The organism is Allobosea sp. TAB14 (assembly GCF_052113865.1).
GTDB classification, from domain to species: Bacteria; Pseudomonadota; Alphaproteobacteria; order Rhizobiales; family Beijerinckiaceae; genus Allobosea; species Allobosea spartocytisi.
Map to the genome: position 1 here is coordinate 34808 of NZ_JBFRDQ010000017.1, position 20170 is coordinate 54977.

Annotated in this window: 21 protein-coding genes; 10 read left to right on the forward strand and 11 right to left on the reverse strand. The window is 65.8% G+C overall.

Translation table 11 applies throughout. From position 1 onward, the window contains the following. From AB4Y99_RS04065 to AB4Y99_RS04105, 9 genes are all read right to left on the reverse strand, one after another. On the reverse strand, positions 1–933 hold the full coding sequence (locus AB4Y99_RS04065; RefSeq protein ID WP_441522462.1) for a dihydrodipicolinate synthase family protein: 933 nt from the start codon (positions 931–933) through the stop codon (positions 1–3). A 68-nt stretch (positions 934–1001) separates the two neighbouring features. Further along, positions 1002–1724, reverse strand: a complete 723-nt coding sequence (locus tag AB4Y99_RS04070; protein ID WP_038367182.1) for a FadR/GntR family transcriptional regulator — start codon at positions 1722–1724, stop codon at positions 1002–1004. Continuing rightward, on the reverse strand, positions 1721–2698 hold the full coding sequence (gene yjfF / locus AB4Y99_RS04075; protein WP_441522463.1) for a galactofuranose ABC transporter, permease protein YjfF: 978 nt from the start codon (positions 2696–2698) through the stop codon (positions 1721–1723). Before yjfF ends, AB4Y99_RS04070 begins: the two co-directional genes overlap by 4 nt. Further along, positions 2695–3678: an ABC transporter permease gene (locus AB4Y99_RS04080; RefSeq protein ID WP_441522504.1), complete on the reverse strand. Its 984-nt coding sequence runs from the start codon at positions 3676–3678 to the stop codon at positions 2695–2697. Before AB4Y99_RS04080 ends, yjfF begins: the two co-directional genes overlap by 4 nt. A gap of 8 nt (positions 3679–3686) precedes the next feature. Next, on the reverse strand, positions 3687–5204 hold the full coding sequence (locus AB4Y99_RS04085; RefSeq protein ID WP_441522464.1) for a sugar ABC transporter ATP-binding protein: 1518 nt from the start codon (positions 5202–5204) through the stop codon (positions 3687–3689). Positions 5205–5331: 127 nt separating this feature from the next. Then, a complete protein-coding gene (gene ytfQ / locus AB4Y99_RS04090) occupies positions 5332–6294 on the reverse strand; it encodes a galactofuranose ABC transporter, galactofuranose-binding protein YtfQ (protein WP_441522505.1) in 963 nt (320 codons plus the stop codon). Positions 6295–6509: 215 nt separating this feature from the next. Beyond that, entirely contained in the window at positions 6510–7184 is a 675-nt protein-coding gene (locus AB4Y99_RS04095) for an RraA family protein (protein ID WP_038367173.1), read from the reverse strand. Positions 7185–7331: 147 nt separating this feature from the next. Further along, the gene (locus tag AB4Y99_RS04100) at positions 7332–7730 is read right to left on the reverse strand and encodes a helix-turn-helix transcriptional regulator (RefSeq protein ID WP_441522465.1); all 399 of its coding nucleotides are present in this window, start codon (positions 7728–7730) and stop codon (positions 7332–7334) included. Continuing rightward, on the reverse strand, positions 7628–8095 hold the full coding sequence (locus tag AB4Y99_RS04105; RefSeq protein ID WP_441522466.1) for an AraC family transcriptional regulator ligand-binding domain-containing protein: 468 nt from the start codon (positions 8093–8095) through the stop codon (positions 7628–7630). The genes AB4Y99_RS04100 and AB4Y99_RS04105 overlap by 103 nt, the downstream gene beginning before the upstream one ends. A gap of 362 nt (positions 8096–8457) precedes the next feature. Here AB4Y99_RS04105 and AB4Y99_RS04110 point away from each other — a divergent pair, with 362 nt between their 5' ends. From AB4Y99_RS04110 to AB4Y99_RS04125, 4 genes are all read left to right on the forward strand, one after another. Further along, the gene (locus tag AB4Y99_RS04110) at positions 8458–9285 is read left to right on the forward strand and encodes a transporter (RefSeq protein WP_112762584.1); all 828 of its coding nucleotides are present in this window, start codon (positions 8458–8460) and stop codon (positions 9283–9285) included. 135 nt (positions 9286–9420) lie between these two features. After that, positions 9421–10335, forward strand: coding sequence for an outer membrane protein (locus AB4Y99_RS04115; protein WP_441522467.1), 915 nt, complete (start codon positions 9421–9423; stop codon positions 10333–10335). Positions 10336–10382: 47 nt separating this feature from the next. Then, a complete protein-coding gene (locus tag AB4Y99_RS04120; protein WP_441522468.1) occupies positions 10383–11213 on the forward strand; it encodes an acid phosphatase in 831 nt (276 codons plus the stop codon). A 42-nt stretch (positions 11214–11255) separates the two neighbouring features. Beyond that, positions 11256–12269, forward strand: a complete 1014-nt coding sequence (locus tag AB4Y99_RS04125; RefSeq protein ID WP_441522469.1) for a DUF1254 domain-containing protein — start codon at positions 11256–11258, stop codon at positions 12267–12269. Positions 12270–12638: 369 nt separating this feature from the next. On the opposite strand, the gene AB4Y99_RS04130 is transcribed toward AB4Y99_RS04125, so the two are convergent. Beyond that, entirely contained in the window at positions 12639–12980 is a 342-nt protein-coding gene (locus tag AB4Y99_RS04130) for a winged helix-turn-helix transcriptional regulator (protein WP_051988418.1), read from the reverse strand. 244 nt (positions 12981–13224) lie between these two features. On the opposite strand from AB4Y99_RS04130, the gene AB4Y99_RS04135 reads away from it, so the two are divergent. The 6 genes from AB4Y99_RS04135 to AB4Y99_RS04160 all read left to right on the forward strand — a co-directional run bounded on the left by AB4Y99_RS04135 (position 13225) and on the right by AB4Y99_RS04160 (position 19146). Then, complete coding sequence (locus AB4Y99_RS04135) at positions 13225–14061, forward strand: alpha/beta fold hydrolase (RefSeq protein ID WP_441522470.1); 837 nt, start codon at positions 13225–13227, stop codon at positions 14059–14061. Between the two features lie 64 nt (positions 14062–14125). Continuing rightward, positions 14126–14398 carry a XapX domain-containing protein gene (locus AB4Y99_RS04140; RefSeq protein ID WP_038367164.1) on the forward strand — a complete coding sequence of 91 codons (273 nt, stop codon included), beginning with the start codon at positions 14126–14128 and terminating at the stop codon, positions 14396–14398. Then, positions 14395–16377: an amidohydrolase gene (locus tag AB4Y99_RS04145; RefSeq protein ID WP_441522471.1), complete on the forward strand. Its 1983-nt coding sequence runs from the start codon at positions 14395–14397 to the stop codon at positions 16375–16377. The genes AB4Y99_RS04140 and AB4Y99_RS04145 overlap by 4 nt, the downstream gene beginning before the upstream one ends. A 2-nt stretch (positions 16378–16379) precedes the next feature. Continuing rightward, entirely contained in the window at positions 16380–16799 is a 420-nt protein-coding gene (locus AB4Y99_RS04150; RefSeq protein ID WP_441522472.1) for a DoxX family protein, read from the forward strand. Next, positions 16796–18421, forward strand: a complete 1626-nt coding sequence (locus AB4Y99_RS04155; protein WP_441522473.1) for an MFS transporter — start codon at positions 16796–16798, stop codon at positions 18419–18421. Before AB4Y99_RS04150 ends, AB4Y99_RS04155 begins: the two co-directional genes overlap by 4 nt. Before the next feature lie 41 nt (positions 18422–18462). Further along, a complete protein-coding gene (locus tag AB4Y99_RS04160) occupies positions 18463–19146 on the forward strand; it encodes a hydrolase (protein WP_441522474.1) in 684 nt (227 codons plus the stop codon). A 59-nt stretch (positions 19147–19205) separates the two neighbouring features. Here the strand turns inward: AB4Y99_RS04160 and AB4Y99_RS04165 are convergent, their stop codons facing one another. Continuing rightward, a complete protein-coding gene (locus AB4Y99_RS04165; RefSeq protein ID WP_038367154.1) occupies positions 19206–20123 on the reverse strand; it encodes an alpha/beta fold hydrolase in 918 nt (305 codons plus the stop codon). Between the last annotated feature and the right edge of the window lie 47 nt (positions 20124–20170).

Here is a 20170-nt window from a genome sequence, read left to right on the forward strand (position 1 = left end):
TCAACGCCCCCAACGCAGCACGACCGGATCGAGCCGCCGGGCGATCTCGATCAGTCCGGCGCGGGTGGCGGGATGCATCGCCGGCAGCGGCGCGCGCAGCGTCTCGTGCGCGATGACGCCGCCCTCCTTCATCAGCGCCTTGCAGGCGGCGAGCCCGCATTGGCGGTTCTCGTAGTTGATCAGCGGCAGCCAGCGCTGATAGGCGTCGATCGCCTCGTCGCGCCGGCCCGCGAAATAAGGGTCGGTGATCTGGCGGATGCCGTCGGGATAGCCACCGCCCGTCATCGCGCCGGTCGCGCCGGCGTCGAGATCGGCCATCAGCGTGATCGCCTCCTCGCCGTCCCACGGCCCCTCGATCGCGGGGCCGCCGGCCTCGATCAGTGCGCGCAGCTTGGCGGCGGCCTGGGGCATCTCGATCTTGAAATAGGCGAGGTTTTCGATCTCCTTGGCCATGCGGGCGAGGAACGGCACCGATAATGGCGTGCCGGCCACCGGCGCATCCTGCACCATGATCGGGATCGAAATCGCATCGGAGACGTGGCGGTAGAAATCGTAGATCGAGGCTTCGGGCACCCGGAAGGTCGCGCCATGATAGGGCGGCATGACCATGACCATCGCCGCGCCCAGCTCCTGCGCCCGGCGCGAGCGCTCGGCGCAGACGAAGCTGGAAAAATGCGTGGTGGTGACGATCACCGGAACGCGGCCGGCAACATGCTCGAGAACGGTGACCATCACCCGCTCGCGCTCCTCATCGGTGAGCACAAACTGCTCCGAGAAATTGGCGAGGATGCACAACCCGTGCGAGCCGGCATCGATCATGAAGTCGACGGCACGCTTCTGGCCTTCGAGATCGAGCCGCCCCTCAGCATCGAACACGGTGGGAGCGACCGGAAAGACGCCTTTGTAGGTCTGCGCGGCGGAAAGCTTCGGCATCTGTCACCTTCATGGGTTGTCGCACGGACCGGCAAGGCCGGGGCGCGCGGGTCGTGCTGTCTGCGAGTTCATTCGGCTGCGCCGTGACGGCGCAAACCGTCGAAGATCACGCCGGTCATCGCCGCGGCGGCCGCATCGGCGTCGCGGGCGGCGATCGCCTCGACGATGCGCCCATGCGCCGCCACGGAAATCTCGTACTCGCTCTCGTCGACCGGCGCGCTCAAAAGGAAGGACGCCCGCAAGGCCGCCTCGACGACCGCACCGATGGAGCGCATGAACGGATTGCCGGAGGCATTGGCAACGAGCAGGTGCAGGCTGAGATCCGCCTCGGCGAAGCCGGGCGCCTCCCGTGCCGATTCGATCCGCATCCTGTCGATCGCAGCGGCCATCAGCGCGAGGTCGGCCTCGGTCCGACGCTCGGCGGCGAGCGCGGCGGCACGCGGCTCCACCGCCAGACGGATATCGGCGAGGTCACGCAGGAAGCGCTTGTCGATGCCGCCGTCGAGATGCCAGGCCAGCACATCGGCGTCGAACATGTTCCAGGCGGCGCGCTCGCGCACCACCGTGCCGATCCTGGCCTTGGTGCTGAGCAGCCCCTTGGCGACCAGCGTCTTGACGCTCTCCCGCAGGACCGGGCGCGAAACGCGGAAGCGCAGGATCAGCTCGGCATCGCCGGGGATCTTGGTCCCTTCCGGGTAGCGCCCTGCGATGATGTCGATGCCGATGGTGCGCGCCACCTCGGCATGGTTGGAATGCCCGCGCCTGGCGGGAATGACGAGGAGCGGGTTCATGGCGAGGTGACCCTGGCAGGGCGCCGGCGCCGCGCCACATGCAGCGTCGCCTGCTGGAATGCGATGAAGGCGAACAGCAGGAGGCCGGTCGCGATCTTCGCCCACCAGCTCGAAAGCGTGCCGTCGAAGGTGATGTAGGTCTGGATCAGGCCCTGGATCAGCACTCCGACGAAGGTGCCGAAGACGAAACCGTAGCCGCCCGACAGGAGCGTGCCGCCAATCACCGCCGCCGCGATCGCGTCGAGCTCGACCCCGGCCGCCGAGAGCGAATAACCACTCGAGGTGTAGAGCGAGAAGACGATGCCGGCGACACCGGCGAGAACGCTGGAGAGCGTGTAGATCGCGACCGTGGTGCGGCCGACATCGATGCCCATCAGCGCCGCCGAGCCGCGGCTGCCGCCCAGCGCGTAGACATTGGCGCCGAAGCGCGTGAAATGCAGCAGCGCCGCGCCCCCGAGCACCACCGCCAGCATGATCATCGCCGGAACGGTGAGGCGCGCTCCCCCACCCAGGCGCAGGGCGTTATCCGCGAGATCGGCATAGAGCGGCGCGTTGATCGGGATCGACTCGGTCGAGAGCAGGAAGCTCGCGCCGCGTGCCAGGAACATGCCTGCCAGGGTCACGATGAAAGCCGGCAGCTCGAAATACTGGATCGCAGCCCCCATCAGGGCGCCATACAGCGCGCAGATGACGAGGATCAGCGCGAAGGCCGCCACAGGCGGGATGCCGGCACGCTCGATCGCCAGGGCGAGGAACACGGTCGTGAAGCCGATCACCGCGCCGACCGAAAGATCGATCCCGCCCGAGATGATCACAAAGGTCATGCCGACCGCGACGATGCCGAGAAAGGCATTGTCGGTCAGGAGGTCCATCACCACCCGGAGCGAGGCGAAATTCGGAAAGGCGATCGCGCAGGCGAGGAAGCCGAGGAGGAAGACGACCGTGGTGGCGGCAAGCGGCATGAAGCGGATCATCGGCTTTTCCCGCGCAGAAACGTGGCCAACCCCGACAGCCGCGGCGACTGCGCCAGCAGCACGGCAAGCACCACCATCGCCTTGACGATCAGGTTCGTCTCCGGCGGGAAGCCCGACAGCAGGATGCCGGTGTTCATCGCCTGGATGATCAATGCGCCGACCACCGCCAGCACCAGGCTGAAGCGGCCGCCAAGCAGCGAGGTGCCACCGATCACGACCGCGAGGATGGCGTCGAGCTCGAGCCAGAGCCCGGCATTGTTGGCGTCGGCGCCGAGGATGTCGGCGGCCGCGACGACGCCGGCCAGCGCGGCGCAGAGGCCGCACCAGACATAGGTCGCGATGGTGATCAATCGCGTGCCGACGCCCGCCAGAGCGCTCGCCTTGGCATTCGCGCCGGTTGCCTCGATCAGCAGCCCGAGCGCGGTGCCGCGCACGATGACGAGTGTCAGCACCAGCATCGCCAGCGTCAGGACCACGGGCGGCGGCAGGCCCAGCACCGAGCCGCCGCCGAACCWGGCGAGCGACGGCGAGGTGAAGGTGACGATGCGCCCCTCGGTGATCAGCTGGGCGATGCCGCGCCCCGCCACCATCAGGATCAGCGTCGCGACGATGGGCTGGATGCCGAACACCGCCACGAGGATGCCGTTCCACAGCCCGCACAGAAGGCCGGCTCCCAGGGCCGCGGCCAACACCACAGGCAGCGAATGGCTGTCCGCGAGGCTGGCTGCGATGGCCCCCGCGATGGCCATCACGGCCCCGACCGAGAGATCGATGCCGCGCATGGCGACGACCAGGACCATGCCGAGCGACAGGAGCGCCACCGGCGCGCCGCGGTTCAGCACGTCGATCAGGCTCCCGAACAGCCGGCCATCCTGCAGGCGGATCTCGAAGAATTGCGGCGAGACCAGCCAGTTCATCGCGAGGATGGCCAGCAGCGCCGCGACCTGCGACGTGCCGATACGGGGCAGACGGAAGGGCATGGCGCTCATCAGGCCGCCTGCGATGCGTCGGCGGCGATCGCGCCCAGGATGCCGGAGACGCTGAGCGCGTCGCCCGTCAGGCGCGCGACATGGGCCCGGTCGCGTAGCACGATCACCTCGTCGGCATAGGTCACGATCTCCTCGAGTTCCGAGGAGACGATCAGCAGCGCCATGCCCTCGGCACAGAGCTTGCGGATGAGCTGGATGATCTCGGCATGGGCGCCGACATCGATGCCGCGCGTCGGCTCGTCGAGGATCAGCAGGCGTGGCTCCGTCGCGAGCCAGCGGGCGAGCAAGGCCTTCTGCTGGTTGCCGCCCGACAACAGGCCGATCGGACGTTCAGGGTCGGGTGGACGGATGTCGAGCAATTCGATGAAGCGGCGCGCGATCGCATCCTGCTCGCGGCGCGACAGCGGCTTCAGCACGCCGCGCCGGGCCTGCAGCGCCAGGACGATGTTCTCGCGCACGCTCAGTTCGGCGACGATGCCCTCGGTCTTGCGCTCTTCCGGGCAGTAGCCGAAGCCCAGCCGCAGCGCCTCGCCCGGGCTCGCCAGCTTGACCTCGCGGCCGACGACGGTCGCCGAGCCATGATCGGCGCGCTCGGCACCGAAGACGAGGCGGGCGGTCTCGGTGCGGCCGGAGCCGAGCAGCCCGGCCAGCCCGACGACGCGGCCCTTCTGCAAGGTGAGGTCGAAAGGCTCGACATAGCCGACCTTGCCGAAGCCGGAGAAGGTCGCAAGGGTCTCCCCGCCTTCGCGATGGGGCGGGCGCGTGTGGGTTGCCTCGCTGAGCTCGTGTCCGAGCATCATGGTGACGAGGTCCATGCGCGGCATCTCGGCGACGGCAGCCGTTCCGGCGAGCCGGCCGTTGCGCAGCACCGTGATCCGGTCGCAGATGGCATAGACCTGATCGAGGAAATGGGTAACGAAGACGATGCCGATGCCGCGCGCCCGGAGCTGGCGCATGACGGCGAACAGCACCTCGACCTCATGGGCGTCGAGGCTCGCGGTCGGCTCGTCGAGGATCAGCACGCGCGCCGAGAGATCTACCGCCCGCGCGATCGCGACGATATGCTGGACCGCGACCGAATAGCGCTCGAGCGGGAGCGACACGTCGATGTCGAGGCCGAACTCGGCCACCAGCGCCCGTGCGCGCCGCCGCATCTCACCTTCGCGGACGAAGCCGAGACGGGTCGGCTGGCGCCCCAGGAAGAGGTTCTGGGCGACGGAGAGGTTGGGCGCGAGATTGACCTCCTGATAGACGGTGGCGATGCCCGCCTTCGCGGCCTCCTTCGCCGAATGGGGCGCGATCTCCTCGCCGTTCAGCGTCAGGCTGCCCGCATCGCGCTGCACCACGCCGGTCATCGTCTTGATCAGCGTGGATTTGCCTGCCCCGTTCTCGCCCAGCAAGGCATGAATCTCGCCCGCATGCAGGGTGAAATCGACATGGTCGAGCGCGACGAAGCCGGCGAAGGACTTGCAGAAGCCGGTGGCGGTCAGGAGAGGAGATGCTTGAGGCTGGTCCATGAAACGGCTTTGCGCAACGGGAGGACGGCCGCTTTCCGCCGGGGCATGCCACGCTGAAAGCCGCAAGCGCCGAGGCAGAAGGGGATGACGGCGCGCCGGCTCGAGACCGGCGCGCCGCTACTTCGGCTCAGTAGCCGAGGCCCTTCTTGCTGTCGTAGATCGCCTGGGGATTGTCGGAAGCCGTGTAAAGCTTCGACTCCGTCTGGATCCATTTCGGCGGCACGGTGCCCTTGGCCTTGTAGGCGACGAGCGCGTCGAGGGCGGGCCCGGCCATGTTCGGCGTCAGCTCGACCGTGGCGTTGGCCTCGCCCGCCGCCATTGCCTTGAAGATGTCCGGCACGGCGTCGATCGAGACGGTCAGGATGTCCTTGCCGGGCTTCAGGCCGGCTTCCTTCATCGCCTGAATGGCACCGACCATCATGTCGTCATTGTGCGCGTAGACGGCGCAGATCGACTTGCCGCCGCCTTCGGCCTTGATGAAGCTCTCCATCACCTCCTTGCCCTTGGCACGGGTGAAGTCACCGGTCTGGCTGCGGACGAGCTTGATGTTGGCCTGGCCGGCGATGCCGTTCTCGAAGCCCTTCTTGCGGTTCGTCGCGACGCTGGCGCCGACGGTGCCCTGGAGTTCGACGACGTTGCAGGGCTTGGATCCGACGGTCTTCACCAGCCAATCGCCGGCGACCTTGCCCTCATGCACGCTGTCGGAGGTGACGGCGGTGAGATAGAGGTCCTTGCCGGCGGGATCGATGTCGCGATCAAGCAGAACGACCGGAATCTTGGCCTCCTTGGCCTCCTTCAGCACGCTGTCCCAGCCTGTCGACACCACCGGGGCGAGGAACACGGCATCGACGCCCTGGGCGATGAAGGACCGGATCGCCTTGATCTGGTTCTCCTGCTTCTGCTGGGCGTCGGCGATCTTGAGGGTGACGTTGCGCCGCTTGGCCTCCGATTTGGAAACCGTGGTTTCAGCTGCGCGCCAGCCCGATTCCGAGCCGATCTGCGAGAAGCCGACGGTCAGGTCCTTGGCCTGCGCATTGGCCGACATGGCGCCCGCAATCGCAGACGCGATCAAAATGCCCTTGAGCTTCATCATGATCCTCCTTGGTGAGCCACGCCGCTTGATGCAGCTTGTTGTTCCTCTTTATGGCACAGGCGCGGAGGTGGAGGAATAGTCATATTGTTTGACTATTGGATGATGATCGCGCGGGCCGGGAAGCGACGTCGGCAGATCCGGCTCGAGCGCGGCCTCGCTCGCCAGCGCGGGCCATTCCGGCCGGGGCCGGCGGCGAAGGCCGCGCGTCGGGATCAGCCTTGTGTCTCGCAGCCAAGCCGCTTCAACGTCTCCTCGACCCAGCTCCGATCGTAGCGGCGCTCCTCGATCGCGCGCCTCTGCTTCTGCTCGACCTGCTGCTTGGCCTGCGCGGCGGCGAAGACCGTCTCCGTTTCGTCGTAGGGCACGCAGAGCAGACCGTCCTCGTCGCCGATGACCAGATCGCCGGGTTCGATCACCATGCCGTCGAGCGCGATCGGCACGTTGATCTCGCCGGGGCCGTCCCGATAGGGGCCGCGATGGGTGATTCCGGCGGCGTAGACCGGGAAGTCATGGGCGGCGATCCAACCTGCATCGCGGATCGCGCCGTAGAGCACCATGCCGGCAATGCCGCGCGTCTGCGCATAGGCCGCCATCAGCTCGCCGATCAGGGCGTTGGTGAGATCGCCGCCGCCATCGACCACGACGACGTCGCCCGGCGCCGCCAGGTCGATAGCCCGGTGGATCATCAGATTGTCGCCCGGCCGCGTCTTCACGGTGAGCGCCGGCCCGGCCAGCATCCCACCCTTGTGCATCGGGCGCAGCCGCGGCCCACCCGCCGTCATGCGCGACATCGAATCGCTGACATTGGCCACGGGCAGCGAACGGAAACGCGCGACGACCTCGGCGCTCACGGCACGCTCACGCTTCAGGATGCGGAAACCGATCATATCGACCTCGTCTGGCGGGAGAAAATGGATAAGAGCCCGAAGGGGCCGGCAAAGCGCCACAGCATCGACCTGAATATCGTATTCAGGTCGATGCTGTGCACCATTGTTTTCACGTCGGCTTTTCCCGAAAGCCRCATTCACCCACCTTCAGCCGAGCCGCGACTGCTCGCGAAACTGACGCGGTGTGACACCGGTCATCCTCCTGAAGGCGCGGCTGAAATGCGCCGGATCCGTGTAACCGGAGGAAAAAGCGACGTCGATGATCCTGCAATCGGTGTCGCGCAGCAGCTTGCTCGCATTTTCGTATCTGACGGTGTCGAGGAGGTCCGAATAGGAGAGACCGAGATGGGCGAGCCTGCGCTGAAGCGTCCGGATGCTGATACCCGCGATYTCGGCGACGTCGGCAAGAGCRGTWGTYCCCTCGTCGAGATAGGCCGGMAGCATCAGCTTGAGMAGWTCGACGATATTGTAGGCGGACGGGCCGTCCTCATTGTCGGGTGGCGGCGCAAACGAGGCGGCCGAACGGTTTGGGAGGCCGAGCAGCATGGTCGGTACTCTGATCCAAGCGGCATGCTGGCCGCCTCGCGGCAGGCGTGCCGGAGCGCGACGAGCAGCGTCGGTGAATGCGCGATCAGGGCCCGCGTCTTTTCCCTCATATGCGAGAAATGCAGGCGCCGGGCAGCGAGGAAGCCGAAATCCTCGATACCCTGGCTTCTCTGGGCGGTCTCGACGAAGCGCAAGGCCGGCAGGAGCGGCAGGTAGAGCTCGCTCTTCTCGGCCAGGGACGATGGCAGCCGCGACCTCTCCAGGAGAGTTTCCGTCGGCGCACCGATATCGTCCAGGATGCTGACGAAGGGCAGCAGAAACTGGCCGCGCGTCAACGGGATGTCAGCCATCAGGTCCACCGTCATCACAGGATCTGCACGTCCTCAGGCAGGCCCCTGAATCGCCTGAGGAGTGCAGAATAGCCATTTGCGGGTGGCGCGAAATGGCAAGACCGACAACCCGCATATGCACCAAGTATTCAAAATAGAGCATGTCGGCTGAGCCGAAGATGATCCGTCGCATGGAGCGTCCGCTGCTGGAAACTTCCGCCTCACGGAGATTCGGCAATGCGGCCTTCTTATTCGGAAATCCCGAGCTTTCGTACGTTTTAGTTCTAATTCGTCAAGTGAGCGTCACCGCAAACCTCCAGATCCCACCTCGTGATCACCATTGAATTGCTCGACCATCTGCGGATGGCCTCTGAGATTGCAGATTGAGGAGTTTTTGAATGCTGTCGAGAATTGACCAACTGGCTGTGCTCTCGGCCTTCGCACTCCTTGGGCAGGGCATCGACTTGACTGGTACCGGTGCTGCACTGGCGCAGGATGCAAATGCTGAGCTGGCTAAAAAACTCAGCAATCCCGTGTCGTCGCTCATCAGCGTGCCTTTCCAATTCAACTACGACCGAGGCTTCGGACCGAACCGTGGCGACCGGAAAACGCTCGACATCCAACCGGTCATCCCGTTCTCGTTGAACGCGGACTGGAACATCATTTCCCGGACCATCGTCCCCGTCATCTGGCAGCACGACATAGCAGGGCCCTCCGGCTACCAATCCGGCCTTGGCGACATCACGCAGAGCTTTTTCATTTCCCCGACGCAGCCGACCGCCGGTGGGATCATCTGGGGCGCGGGTCCTGTCTTCCTGCTGCCGACGGCGACCGACGATCTGCTCGGAGGCGGCAAGTTCGGGATGGGTCTGACTGCCGTCGTTCTGAAGCAGGAAGGGGCATGGACGATCGGCGCACTTGCAAACCACATCTGGTCCGTTGCGGGGCGGGGAGACAGGTCCGACATCAGCGTGACCTACCTGCAGCCCTTCATCGCCTACAGGACCTCGGACGCCTGGACGTTCACGCTCAATACCGAGAGCACCTATGACTGGAAGGCTGAACGATGGTCGGTGCCCATTAACGTCCAGGTTTCGAAGCTTATGAAATTTGGCGAGCAGCCGGTGAGTCTCACCGCAGGCGTGCGCTATTGGGCGGCCGCGCCAAAGAACGGGCCGCATGGCTGGGGCCCCCGTGTGGGGTTGACTTTCCTGTTTCCGACATAGGTGCAGTTGGCGCTGCAACACTGGTTCTGTCGCGCCGCGGTGAACTGACGATTCAGCAATTTGGTGCGCCGCCCCATGGGGAGGGAGCACAACCGGTCGCGATTGTCGCGAAATGGCAAGACGGACAGGCCGCCCATGCACGAGATGCTCGTGACGACATTCGCCGGCCCATCGGGCCGCGATCACGTGCTGCAGCAAGCCGAAGCGCTCGCGCAGATGCCGTTAGGCAGGCTAGGCAGGGGACAAGCAGCAATGTCAGGCGCAACGGCGCGCAATCTTGCCATCGGTTGGCTGTCGGCTGCGTTGTGTGGACCCGTTTTGGCGTCCGATCTCCGGCAGCCCGCCGCGCCACCAGGGCCTGTCCTCGCATCGGCGCCGAGCTTCTCGGTTACCAGCTACATCTGGGCGACCGCGATCGACGGCAGGAGCGCGACGCTGCCGCCACTGCCGCCCGCGGATATCAATCTGCGCTTCCGCGACGTGCTCAAGCAGTTGAACGGCGCGATGATGGCGTCCGCCGAGATGCGCATCGAGCGCTGGAGCGTCCTGGTCGACGGGCAGTTCTCGCAGGTGACGACGGGTGGCAATCTGCCCGGCCCCTTCTTTTCCGCGCTGAAGCTGCGCTCGCAGACTACGACCCTGCAGGGCTCGGTCTTCTATCGCGTCTATGAAGACACCGTTCTTGCGCTGGATGTGGGGGCTGGCGTCCGGTTCTGGAACCTCGACACAAAGCTCGAAATCCTGCCCGGCCTCGCCAATCTTCGCATCGACCACCGTCAATCGCAGATGTGGGCCGACCCGATTCTCGGCGCGCGGCTCGGCGTGAARCTCGACGGTCCGTGGAGCCTGACGGTGGCGGGCGACATCGGCGGCTTCAGCGCCGGCTCGCGCCTGACCTGGCAGGCATTGGGCAGCGTCAACTACGCGTGGAGCGAGAACCTGACGCTGAAAGCCGGCTATCGCGCGCTTCATGTCGATTATCGCAGCGGCAGCTTTTCATACGACGTGACGCAGCACGGGCCTGCGGTCGCGGCAACGTACCGATTCTGACCGGGGCCTTGATGAGTTCGGCGATGTCGAAAGGGATGGGAATGTCGATGACAGGGACTGCGCTTCGGAGCGCTGGGGCTACCACGCTTGCACTGCTCGTCTCGCTCTGCGGGCAGGCCCTGGCGCAGGCGGGTGAAGCCCGGCCAGAGGTCACCGACCCGCATTTCAAGATCGCTCCGGGCTATCTGAAGCGATCCGATCTGCCGAACAGCCTGGTCCTGCTCGGCCCGCCTCCCGAAGCAGGCTCGGCTGCGCTCGCCCGGGACGAGGAAGCGCGAAAGGCGACGCTTCCCTTGCGAAACACCGCGCGCTGGAACCTCGCCCGTACCGATGCCGATCTCGCCTTTCCGCAGGCTGCCGACAATTTCTCCTGCGCGCTGGGCGTGAAGATCGACAGCCGGCAGACGCCGCGCCTCTCCGCGATGATGCAGAAGGTGCTGTCGGATTTCGGCCTCTCCACCTATGGCGTGAAGAACAAATACAACCGGGTCCGCCCCTTCGTGGTTCACAACGAAGCGACCTGCCGGGCGGATCAGGAGGCCATTCTGCGGAATGACGGCTCCTATCCGTCGGGGCACACGGCTGCCGGCTGGGGCTGGGCCCTCGTCCTCGCGCAAATCAGCCCCGAGCACGCGGATGCGCTGCTCAAGCGTGGCATCGAGTTCGGGCAGAGCCGCGTGATCTGCGACGCGCATTGGCAGAGCGATGTCGATGCAGGCCGGATCATGGGCGCGGCGACCGTTGCACGACTGCAAACCGACCCGGCCTTCCTCGCCGATCTCAAGGCCGCGAAGGCAGAAGTGAAGGCAGCGAAGGCGAAGCGGCCGCTCTCGGTATCCGAATGCGCCGCGGAAGCGGCYGCGCTGTCGGCGCAGTAACGACGAGCACATGGATCAAAGACACCAATGAGGTACCGTTCGATGCGCATGACGCTGCTCTCCAGCCTAAGTTTCCTCGTTCTCGCGCCGTGCGTGGCGTTCGCCCAGCCGGTTGCGGTCAATGTCGACAACTTCAAGCGAGCCGAGTCCGATTTCTATATGGCCAAGACGGTCGATGCGGGCGCTCTCGGCAAGTTCGTCCATAACAGGACGCCGACGCCGATCGACAAGCAGCCCGTGGTCCGGATGAACCGGGATACGCTCTATTCCCAGGCGATCTTCGATCTCGACGCCGGCCCGGTGACCATCACCCTTCCAGACGCCGGCAAGYGCTTCGTCTCGATGCAGGTCATCAGCGAAGACCACTACACCCCGATGGTGGTCTACAAGCCGGGCCGCACGACGCTCACCCGGGACAAGGTCGGCACCCGCTATGTGTTCGTTGCGGTTCGCATCCTTGTCGATCCCAACGACAGCAAGGACCTCGCGCAGGTTCACGCATTGCAGGATGCGCTGAAGGTGCAGCAGAAGTCGGCCGGCAAGTTCGAGGCCCCGAATTGGGACCTGGTTCAGCAGAAGAAGATCCGCGAGGCGCTGGAAACGCTCTCCGCTGCATCAGGCGACTTCAGCAACGCTTTCGGCCCGAAGGGCAAGGTCGACCCGGTCAAGCATCTGCTCGGCACCGCGTCCGGTTGGGGCGGCAACCCGGACAAGGACGCATCCTACCCCTCGGTGACCCCGGCCAGGAACGACGGCAAGACGGTCTACAAGCTCAGGCTCAGGGATGTTCCCGTCGACGCGTTCTGGTCGATCAGCGTCTACAACGACAAGGGCTTCTTCCAGAAGAACGATTACGACGCCTATTCGGTCAACAGCATCACCGGCACGAAGAGCACTGACGGCGCGATCGACATCCAGTTCGGCGGCTGCGACGGCAAGATCGCGAACTGCCTGCCGATCACGGAGGGGTGGAACTACACATTCCGGCTCTACCGACCCCGTGCCGCGTACCTGAACGGCACATGGAAGCTGCCGGTGGCGCAGCCTGCATCGTAGAGGGTATCAACCTCCTTCGCTCGGCCCGGCAAGCAGCGGTCATCACCCACCGAGGCTTGCCAGCCGGGATTTCGATCCGCATGTCGTCGTTTGGGACACAGAGATGCGGATGACGGGACCGGCCACCGGCTTCTTGACCTGAAGCCGGTCCGACAGATGCAGGTCCCGGTCTCTGCACGGCCGACCCGCGAGAGAATTTCCGCAGCCACCACCGAGCTTCAGACGGAAATCGCTGTCCCGTCACGCTGCGGGTCTGCGCTGCCCGAACACAGGCCATCGGCGATTCCAACCGCGCGGAGGGCCCTCGACCGCCACTACGGCGCAGGCGGAACGGACGAATTGCCGACGCCCAGACCCGCTCAGATTTTGTTAGCGCGGCTCCTGGCGCGCACCGCCGGACAGCAGCTGCTCGCTCCCCGCGAGCGCGACGTCGACGGCGCGCCCCGAAGCCGTGAGAGAGTACTCGACATGCAACACCCGTCCGCTGAGATCGTGGCGCTCGACATAGCCGGCGGCCTCGAGAGCCTTCAGCCGGGCGGAGAGAACCCGCGCCGAAATACGCGGCGGGAGTTGCCGTCTCAGAGCTCCGAAACGCAGGGGCCCGTGACGAGCCAGTGAAAACACGATGTGGCTCATCCATTCCTGCGAGAAGAACTTCAGGAAGCCGTCGGCCAGACAGTGTTCGTCTGCGGAATCATTCGAACTGGTCATGCGCTTTGCTCTGACTACCGGTATCTCTCAGGTAACTAATGGATTTCGCGCCGCCCGCCCCCTAGGTTCCGCCAGAGTTCGGATGTTCCGGGTTTCCCATACCGGTCGTCGGGCAGGCAAGGCCACATATTCGTTCGCCGCTCCAGGCGGCGACCAGCGCGCGGATGCCCGCGCTTTCGCAACCGGCCCCGGACGATGCCCGACCTGACGGGCCCGCGGACCACTTTAGAGAAGGAAGCTTGCCATGCCATTCGTGACGACGCGCGACGGGGTCGATATCTTCTTCAAAGATTGGGGCCCGCGGGACGCCCGTCCGATCGTCTTCCACCATGGCTGGCCTCTGTCTTCGGATGACTGGGACGGGCAGATGATGTTCTTCCTGTCGAAGGGATATCGCGTCGTCGCGCATGACCGGCGCGGGCATGGTCGTTCCGCCCAGGTCTCGGACGGACACGACATGGACCACTATGCCGCGGATGCCTTCGCCGTTGCCGAGGCTTTGGATCTGCGGAACGCCGTCCATATCGGCCACTCGACCGGTGGCGGCGAAGTGGCACGCTATGTCGCTGTACATGGCGAGCCAGCCGGGCGCGTGGCCAAGGCGGTGCTGGTCAGCGCCGTGCCCCCGCTGATGATCAAGACCGAGACGAATCCCGGGGGATTGYCGCTGGAAGTCTTCGACGGCTTCCGCAAGGCCCTGGCCGGCAACCGCGCCCAGTTTTTTCTCGATGTGCCGACCGGCCCCTTCTACGGCTTCAACCGGCCGGGTGCGAAGGTCGATCAGGGCGTCATCTGGAACTGGTGGCGCCAGGGCATGATGGGCAGCGCCAAGGCCCATTACGACGGCATCAAGGCGTTCTCCGAAACCGACCAGACCGAGGATCTGAAGGCGATCGGCGTGCCGACGCTGGTCCTCCATGGCGAGGACGACCAGATCGTACCGATCGCCGATTCCGCGCATGAATCGATCAAGCATCTGAGGCACGGCACGCTGAAGACCTATCCCGGCTTCAGCCACGGCATGCTGACCGTGAACGCCGGGACGCTCAACGCCGGTCTGCTGGCCTTCGTCGAGGCCTGAGATCCCGCGGGCAGCGGCCGTCAGCTTGCCCGGCCGCTGCCATTCCACGCGACAGGAAGACGTGATGAAACTCTATCTGGTCTCGCTAGGCGCCGGTCTGCTCGTCGGCGTCGTCTACGGCCTGCTGAACGTTCGCTCGCCTGCGCCTCCCGTGATCGCGCTCATCGGCTTGCTCGGCATCCTCGCCGGCGAGCAGATCGTTCCGGTCGCAAAGCGCCTCGCTTCGGGACAGGGCCTGACGCTTGGCTGGCTGCGGCATGAATGTGGCGAACATCTCTTCGGCACGCTGCCGTCCCGCCCCTCGGGCGATCAAAACCATGAAAGGCGCGAGTCATGAGTCCGACACGCCGGCAAACCACCTTTGGTGCCGCCGCCGGGGCCCTGTCGGGCCTGCTCGGCACCGCCGCCGCCCAGTCTCCGCAGCGAGGAACCGCTCCCATGACCGCCGATCTCATCCTCCGCAACGGCCGTTTCACGACGCTCGACCGGAGCAACCCGATCGCCAATGCGGTTGCCGTCAAGGACGGCGCCTTCCTCGCCGTCGGCAGCGAAGCCGACGTGATGGCTCATGCCGGACCGAACACGAAGATCATCGACCTGAAGGGCCGCAGCGCCCTGCCCGGGCTGATCGACAACCATCTCCACATCATCCGCGGCGGGCTCAACTTCAACATGGAGCTGCGCTGGGACGGCGTGCGCTCGCTGGCCGACGCGATGAGCATGCTCAAGCGCCAGGTCGCGGTGACGCCGCCGCCGCAATGGGTGCGCGTCGTCGGCGGCTTCACCGAGCACCAGTTCGCCGAGAAGCGCCTGCCGACGATCGAGGAGCTCAACACCGTCGCGCCGGATACGCCGGTCTTCATCCTGCACCTCTATGACCGCGCCCTGCTGAACGGCGCCGCGCTGCGGGCCGTCGGCTATACCAAGGACACGCCGCAGCCGCCGGGCGGCGAGATCACACGCGACGCCAACGGCAATCCGACCGGGCTGCTGCTGGCGCGCCCGAACGCCGCCATCCTCTACGCGACGCTGGCCAAGGGGCCGAAGCTGCCCTTCGACTATCAGGTTAATTCGACCCGCCATTTCATGCGCGAGCTCAACCGGCTCGGCGTCACCGGCGCGATCGATGCCGGCGGCGGCTTCCAGAACTATCCGGACGACTACGCCGTCATCCAGAAGCTCGCTGACGAGAACCAGCTCACGATCCGCCTCGCCTACAACCTGTTCACGCAGAAGCCCAAGCAGGAGAAGGAGGACTTCCTCAACTGGACGAAGACCTCGACATACAAGCAGGGCGACGACTATTTCCGGCATAACGGCGCTGGCGAAATGCTGGTCTTCTCCGCCGCCGATTTCGAGGATTTCCGCGAGCCCCGGCCCGACATGCCGCCCGAGATGGAAGGCGATCTCGAAGGCGTCGTGCGCATCCTCGCCGAAAACCGCTGGCCCTGGCGCCTGCACGCGACCTATGACGAGACSATCTCGCGCGCGCTSGACGTGTTCGAGAAAGTCGACAAGGAGATCCCTCTCAAGGATCTGAACTGGTTCTTCGACCWCGCCGAGACGATCTCGGAACGCTCGATCGACCGCATCGCCGCACTCGGCGGCGGCGTCGCCGTGCAGCAYCGCATGGCCTATCAGGGCGAGTATTTCGTCGAGCGTTATGGCGCGGCGGCAGCCGAAGCGACGCCCCCCGTGGCGCGCCTGCTGGAGAAGGGGGTGAAGACCTCGGCCGGCACCGACGCCACCCGCGTCGCCTCCTACAACCCTTGGGTCGCGCTCTCCTGGCTGGTCACGGGCAAGACGGTCGGGGGCTTGCGCATCACGCCGCAGCGCAACTGTCTCGACCGCGAGACCGCGCTCAGGATGTGGACGGAGAACGTCACCTGGTTCTCCAACGAGGAGGGCAAGAAAGGCCGGATCACTGCGGGCCAGTTCGCCGATCTGATCGTGCCGGATCGCGATTTCTTCGGCTGCCCCGAAGACGACATCGCGCATATCTCGGCGGACCTGACCATCGTCGGCGGCAAGGTCGTCTATGGCGCGCGGGACTTCGCCGGGCTCGACGAGAGCGCACCACCGCCGGCGATGCCGGACTGGTCGCCGGTCAGGACGTTCAAGGGCTATGGCGCCTGGGGCGAGCCGGATGGCGCCGGCAAGAATTCGCTGCGGCGGGCGGCCATGACGCATTGCGGCTGCGCCAGCTCCTGCGGCGTGCATGGCCACGACCATGCCGGCGCCTGGTCGAGCAAATTGCCGGTCGGTGACCTCCGCAGCTTCTGGGGCGCGCTCGGCTGCGCCTGCTGGGCGGTGTGACCATGACAGCGAACGACCACGACTCGCAGCCGATGCGCGGCCTGCGTTGGCTGGCACTGCTGCTGCTCTGCGCCGCCTATATCCAGGGTCCGGTGACCAAGATCCTCGATTTCGAGGGCGCCATCGCCGAGATGACCCATTTCGGCCTGTCGCCCGCGCCGATTTTCGCGATCGGTGTTATCGTCTTCGAACTCGCGATGAGCGCGCTCATCCTGCTTGGCCGCTGGCGCTGGCTCGCGGCGCTGGCGCTCGCCATGTTCACGCTGGCTGCAACGTTCGTCGCCCTGCGCTTCTGGGAAATGCCGGCCGGCCAGGGGCGAATGATGGCGATGAACGCCTTCTTCGAGCATCTCGGCCTGATCGGCGGCTTCGTCATCGTGGCGCTCGACGACTTTAGTCGGCAAAAGGAATCACTGCTATGACCGGCACCACCTCTCTGGCCTCCGGTTTCGCGCCGCTGCGCCAGAAGGTCTTCGCGGTCCTCTGGGCGGCGACGATCATCGGCAATATCGGCTCGTTCATGCGCGACGTCGCCAGCGCCTGGCTGGTGACCGACCTCTCCGGCGCACCCGCCGCGGTGGCGCTGGTGCAGGCGGCGGCGACGCTGCCGATCTTCCTGCTGGCGATCCCGGCCGGCGTGCTCTCGGATATCCTCGACCGCCGCAAATTCCTGATCGCCATCCAGATCCTGCTCGGCTGCGTCAGCCTCTCGCTGATGACGCTGGCCAGCCTCGGCCAGCTCAGCGTGCCCGCTTTGGTCGGCCTCACCTTTCTCGGCGGCATTGGCGCGGCGCTGATGGCGCCGACCTGGCAGGCGATCGTGCCCGAACTCGTCGGCAAGGCCGATCTCAAGAGCGCGGTGGCGCTGAATTCGCTCGGCATCAACATCTCGCGCGCCATCGGCCCCGCGCTGGGCGGCTTGATCCTCGCCGCCTTCGGCGCCGGCTTCACCTATGGCGCCGACGTGCTGAGCTATGTGCTGGTGATCGGCGCGCTGTTCTGGTGGCACCGCCCGGCGGGCGCCGACGACGCGCTGAGCGAGCGCTTTGCCGGGGCGTTCCGGGCCGGATTGCGCTATGCCAAAGCGAGCCGGGAGCTCCATCGCGTGCTGCTGCGCGCGGCGATCTTCTTCGGCTGCGCCAGCGCTGTCTGGGCCCTGTTGCCGCTGGTCGCGCGCAATCTGCTCGGCGGCGGCGCCAGCTTCTACGGCGTCCTGCTCGGCGCGGTTGGAGCAGGCGCGATCGGCGGTGCCGTCATCCTGCCGCGCTTGCGGGAGCGTCTCGATGCCGATGGCCTGCTGCTGCTCTCGGCCGTGCTCACGGCGTTGGTCATGGCCGCGCTGACGCTGTCGCCACCGCAATGGCTCGCGATCGTTATCCTGCTCGTACTCGGGATGGCCTGGATCGTGGCGCTGACGACGCTGAATGGCGTCGCGCAGGCCATTCTGCCGAACTGGGTGCGTGGACGGGCGCTTGCCGTCTATCTCACCGTGTTCAACGGCGCGATGACCGCCGGCAGCCTCGGCTGGGGCGCGGTCGCGGAAGCAGCCGGCATCCGCGGCACCTTGCTGATCGGTGCGGCCGCATTGCTCGTGGCCGGAATCGTGATGCACCGGATCAAGCTGCCCGCGGGCGAGGCCGATCTCGCGCCCTCCAATCATTGGCCGGAACCGCTCGTCGCGGCGGAGGTCGGCAATGATCGCGGCCCCGTTCTGATCCTGATCGAATACCGCGTGCCGGCTGCCGATCGGGAGGTGTTCCTGCGGGCGATCAACGAATTGTCGATCGAGCGGCGCCGCGACGGAGCCTATGGCTGGGGCATCACCGAGGACACGGCCGACCCCGAGAAGCTCGTGGAGTGGTTCATGGTCTCGTCCTGGGCCGAGCATCTGCGCCAGCATCGCCGCGTCTCGAAGGCCGATGCCGATATCCAGCAAGAAGTCAGGCGCTTCCATGCCGGGCAGGAAGGGCCGGTCGTCCGCCACTTCCTCCATGTCGATCCGCCGGCCCGTCCTGCCGATGCCCCTGCAGGAACCAAGGCCTGATGCGGTCGCGCCATTCAACCACTCACGAACAGGAGAGCCCTATGACGAAATATCTCGAAGTCCTCACCCCGCAGAATTGCCAGATCATCTTCATCGACCAGCAGCCGCAGATGGCCTTTGGCGTCCAGTCGATCGATCGACAGGTCTTGAAGAACAATGTCGTCGGCCTGGCCAAGGCCGCGAAGATCTTCGGCATTCCGACGACGATCACCACGGTCGAGACCACGAGCTTCTCCGGCCATACCTATCCCGAATTGCTGGCAGTCTTTCCGCAGAACAAGATCCTCGAGCGCACCTCGATGAACTCCTGGGACGACCAGAACGTCCGCGAGGCGCTCGCTGCCAATGGCCGCAAGAAGGTGGTCGTCTCCGGCCTCTGGACCGAGGTGTGCAACACGACCTTCGCGCTCTGCGCCATGCTGGAAGGCGATTACGAGATCTACATGGTCGCCGATGCTTCCGGCGGCACCTCGGTCGATGCGCATAAATACGCCATGGACCGCATGGTACAGGCCGGGGTCGTCCCGGTGACCTGGCAGCAGGTGCTGCTCGAATGGCAGCGCGACTGGGCCCGCCGTGACACCTATGACGCGGTCATGGGCCTCGTGAAGGAGCATTCCGGCGCTTATGGCATGGGCGTCGACTACGCCTATACGATGGTCCACGGCGCGCCGGAGCGTGTCACCCATGGCGAGCGGATCGGCCCTCGGCCGGCAAAGGCCTGAGGTTCGGGAGGTCACAGCCGGGTGCTTTCGGCCGTGACCTCCGTCCGTGCCCGGATGGATCAACGCCCCTTGTCGAGGAAGGGGCGGACCATGGCGATCGTGGCCGTGGGGTTCTCCTCCATGATCCAATGACCGGAATCGGGGATAACGCCTTCGGTCACGTCGGTCGCAGCATCCCGCATGACCACCGCCATCGTCGTGCCAAACGACTTCTCGCCGCCGAGCGCCAGAACCGGCATGGTGAGCTTGCCGCCGGCCTTCAGAAAAGCGCGGTTGTCGATCGCGTCCTGATCGAAGGCCGCGAACTGGGCAAAGCCCGAATGCATCGCGCCGGGCAATGCGTAGAGCTTGGCGTAATGCTCGCGCGACGCCTCGGTGAAGCGCGCCGGCGTTGCCGAGAACTCATTCCAGAAGCGGTCGAGATAGATGCGCTCGCGGCCGGCCACGAGCCGCTCCATGTCCGGCCCGCCGAAGCGGAAATGCCAGAGCAGCGGGTTCTTGAGGATCTCCTCCCAGGGACCGACGCCGGGTACGGGTGCGTCGATGAGAGCGAAGCGGCCGACGCGCTGCGGATACTGCGCGGCGAAGGCGAAGCCGACCATGTTGCCGATGTCATGCGTCACCAGATCGGCACGCTCGATCTTGAGCGCGTCGAGCACGCCGGCCACGTCCCCGGCCTGGGTCTTCTTGTCGAAGCCCGAGGCCGGCTTCGACGACAGGCCGAGCCCGCGCAGATCGGGCACCACCACCGTGTAGTCCCGCACCAGATCGGCCGCCATCGGTGCCCACATGTCGCCGGTCTCGCCATAGCCATGCAGCAGCAGCACCGCCGGGCCCCGCCCGCCGACACGAACATGGATGGTCGCGCCGTTGGTCGCGATCTCCTGCGTCTTGAAGGAAGCCGGAAAGTCGGAAACCTGAGCAACCGCCGGGGTCGCCATGGCAAGTGCTCCAAGTGCTAAAGCGAGCTTCAACATCTAAAATCTCCCGCCTGTCGGGAGGGCGGTCGCTGTGACCGTCGCTG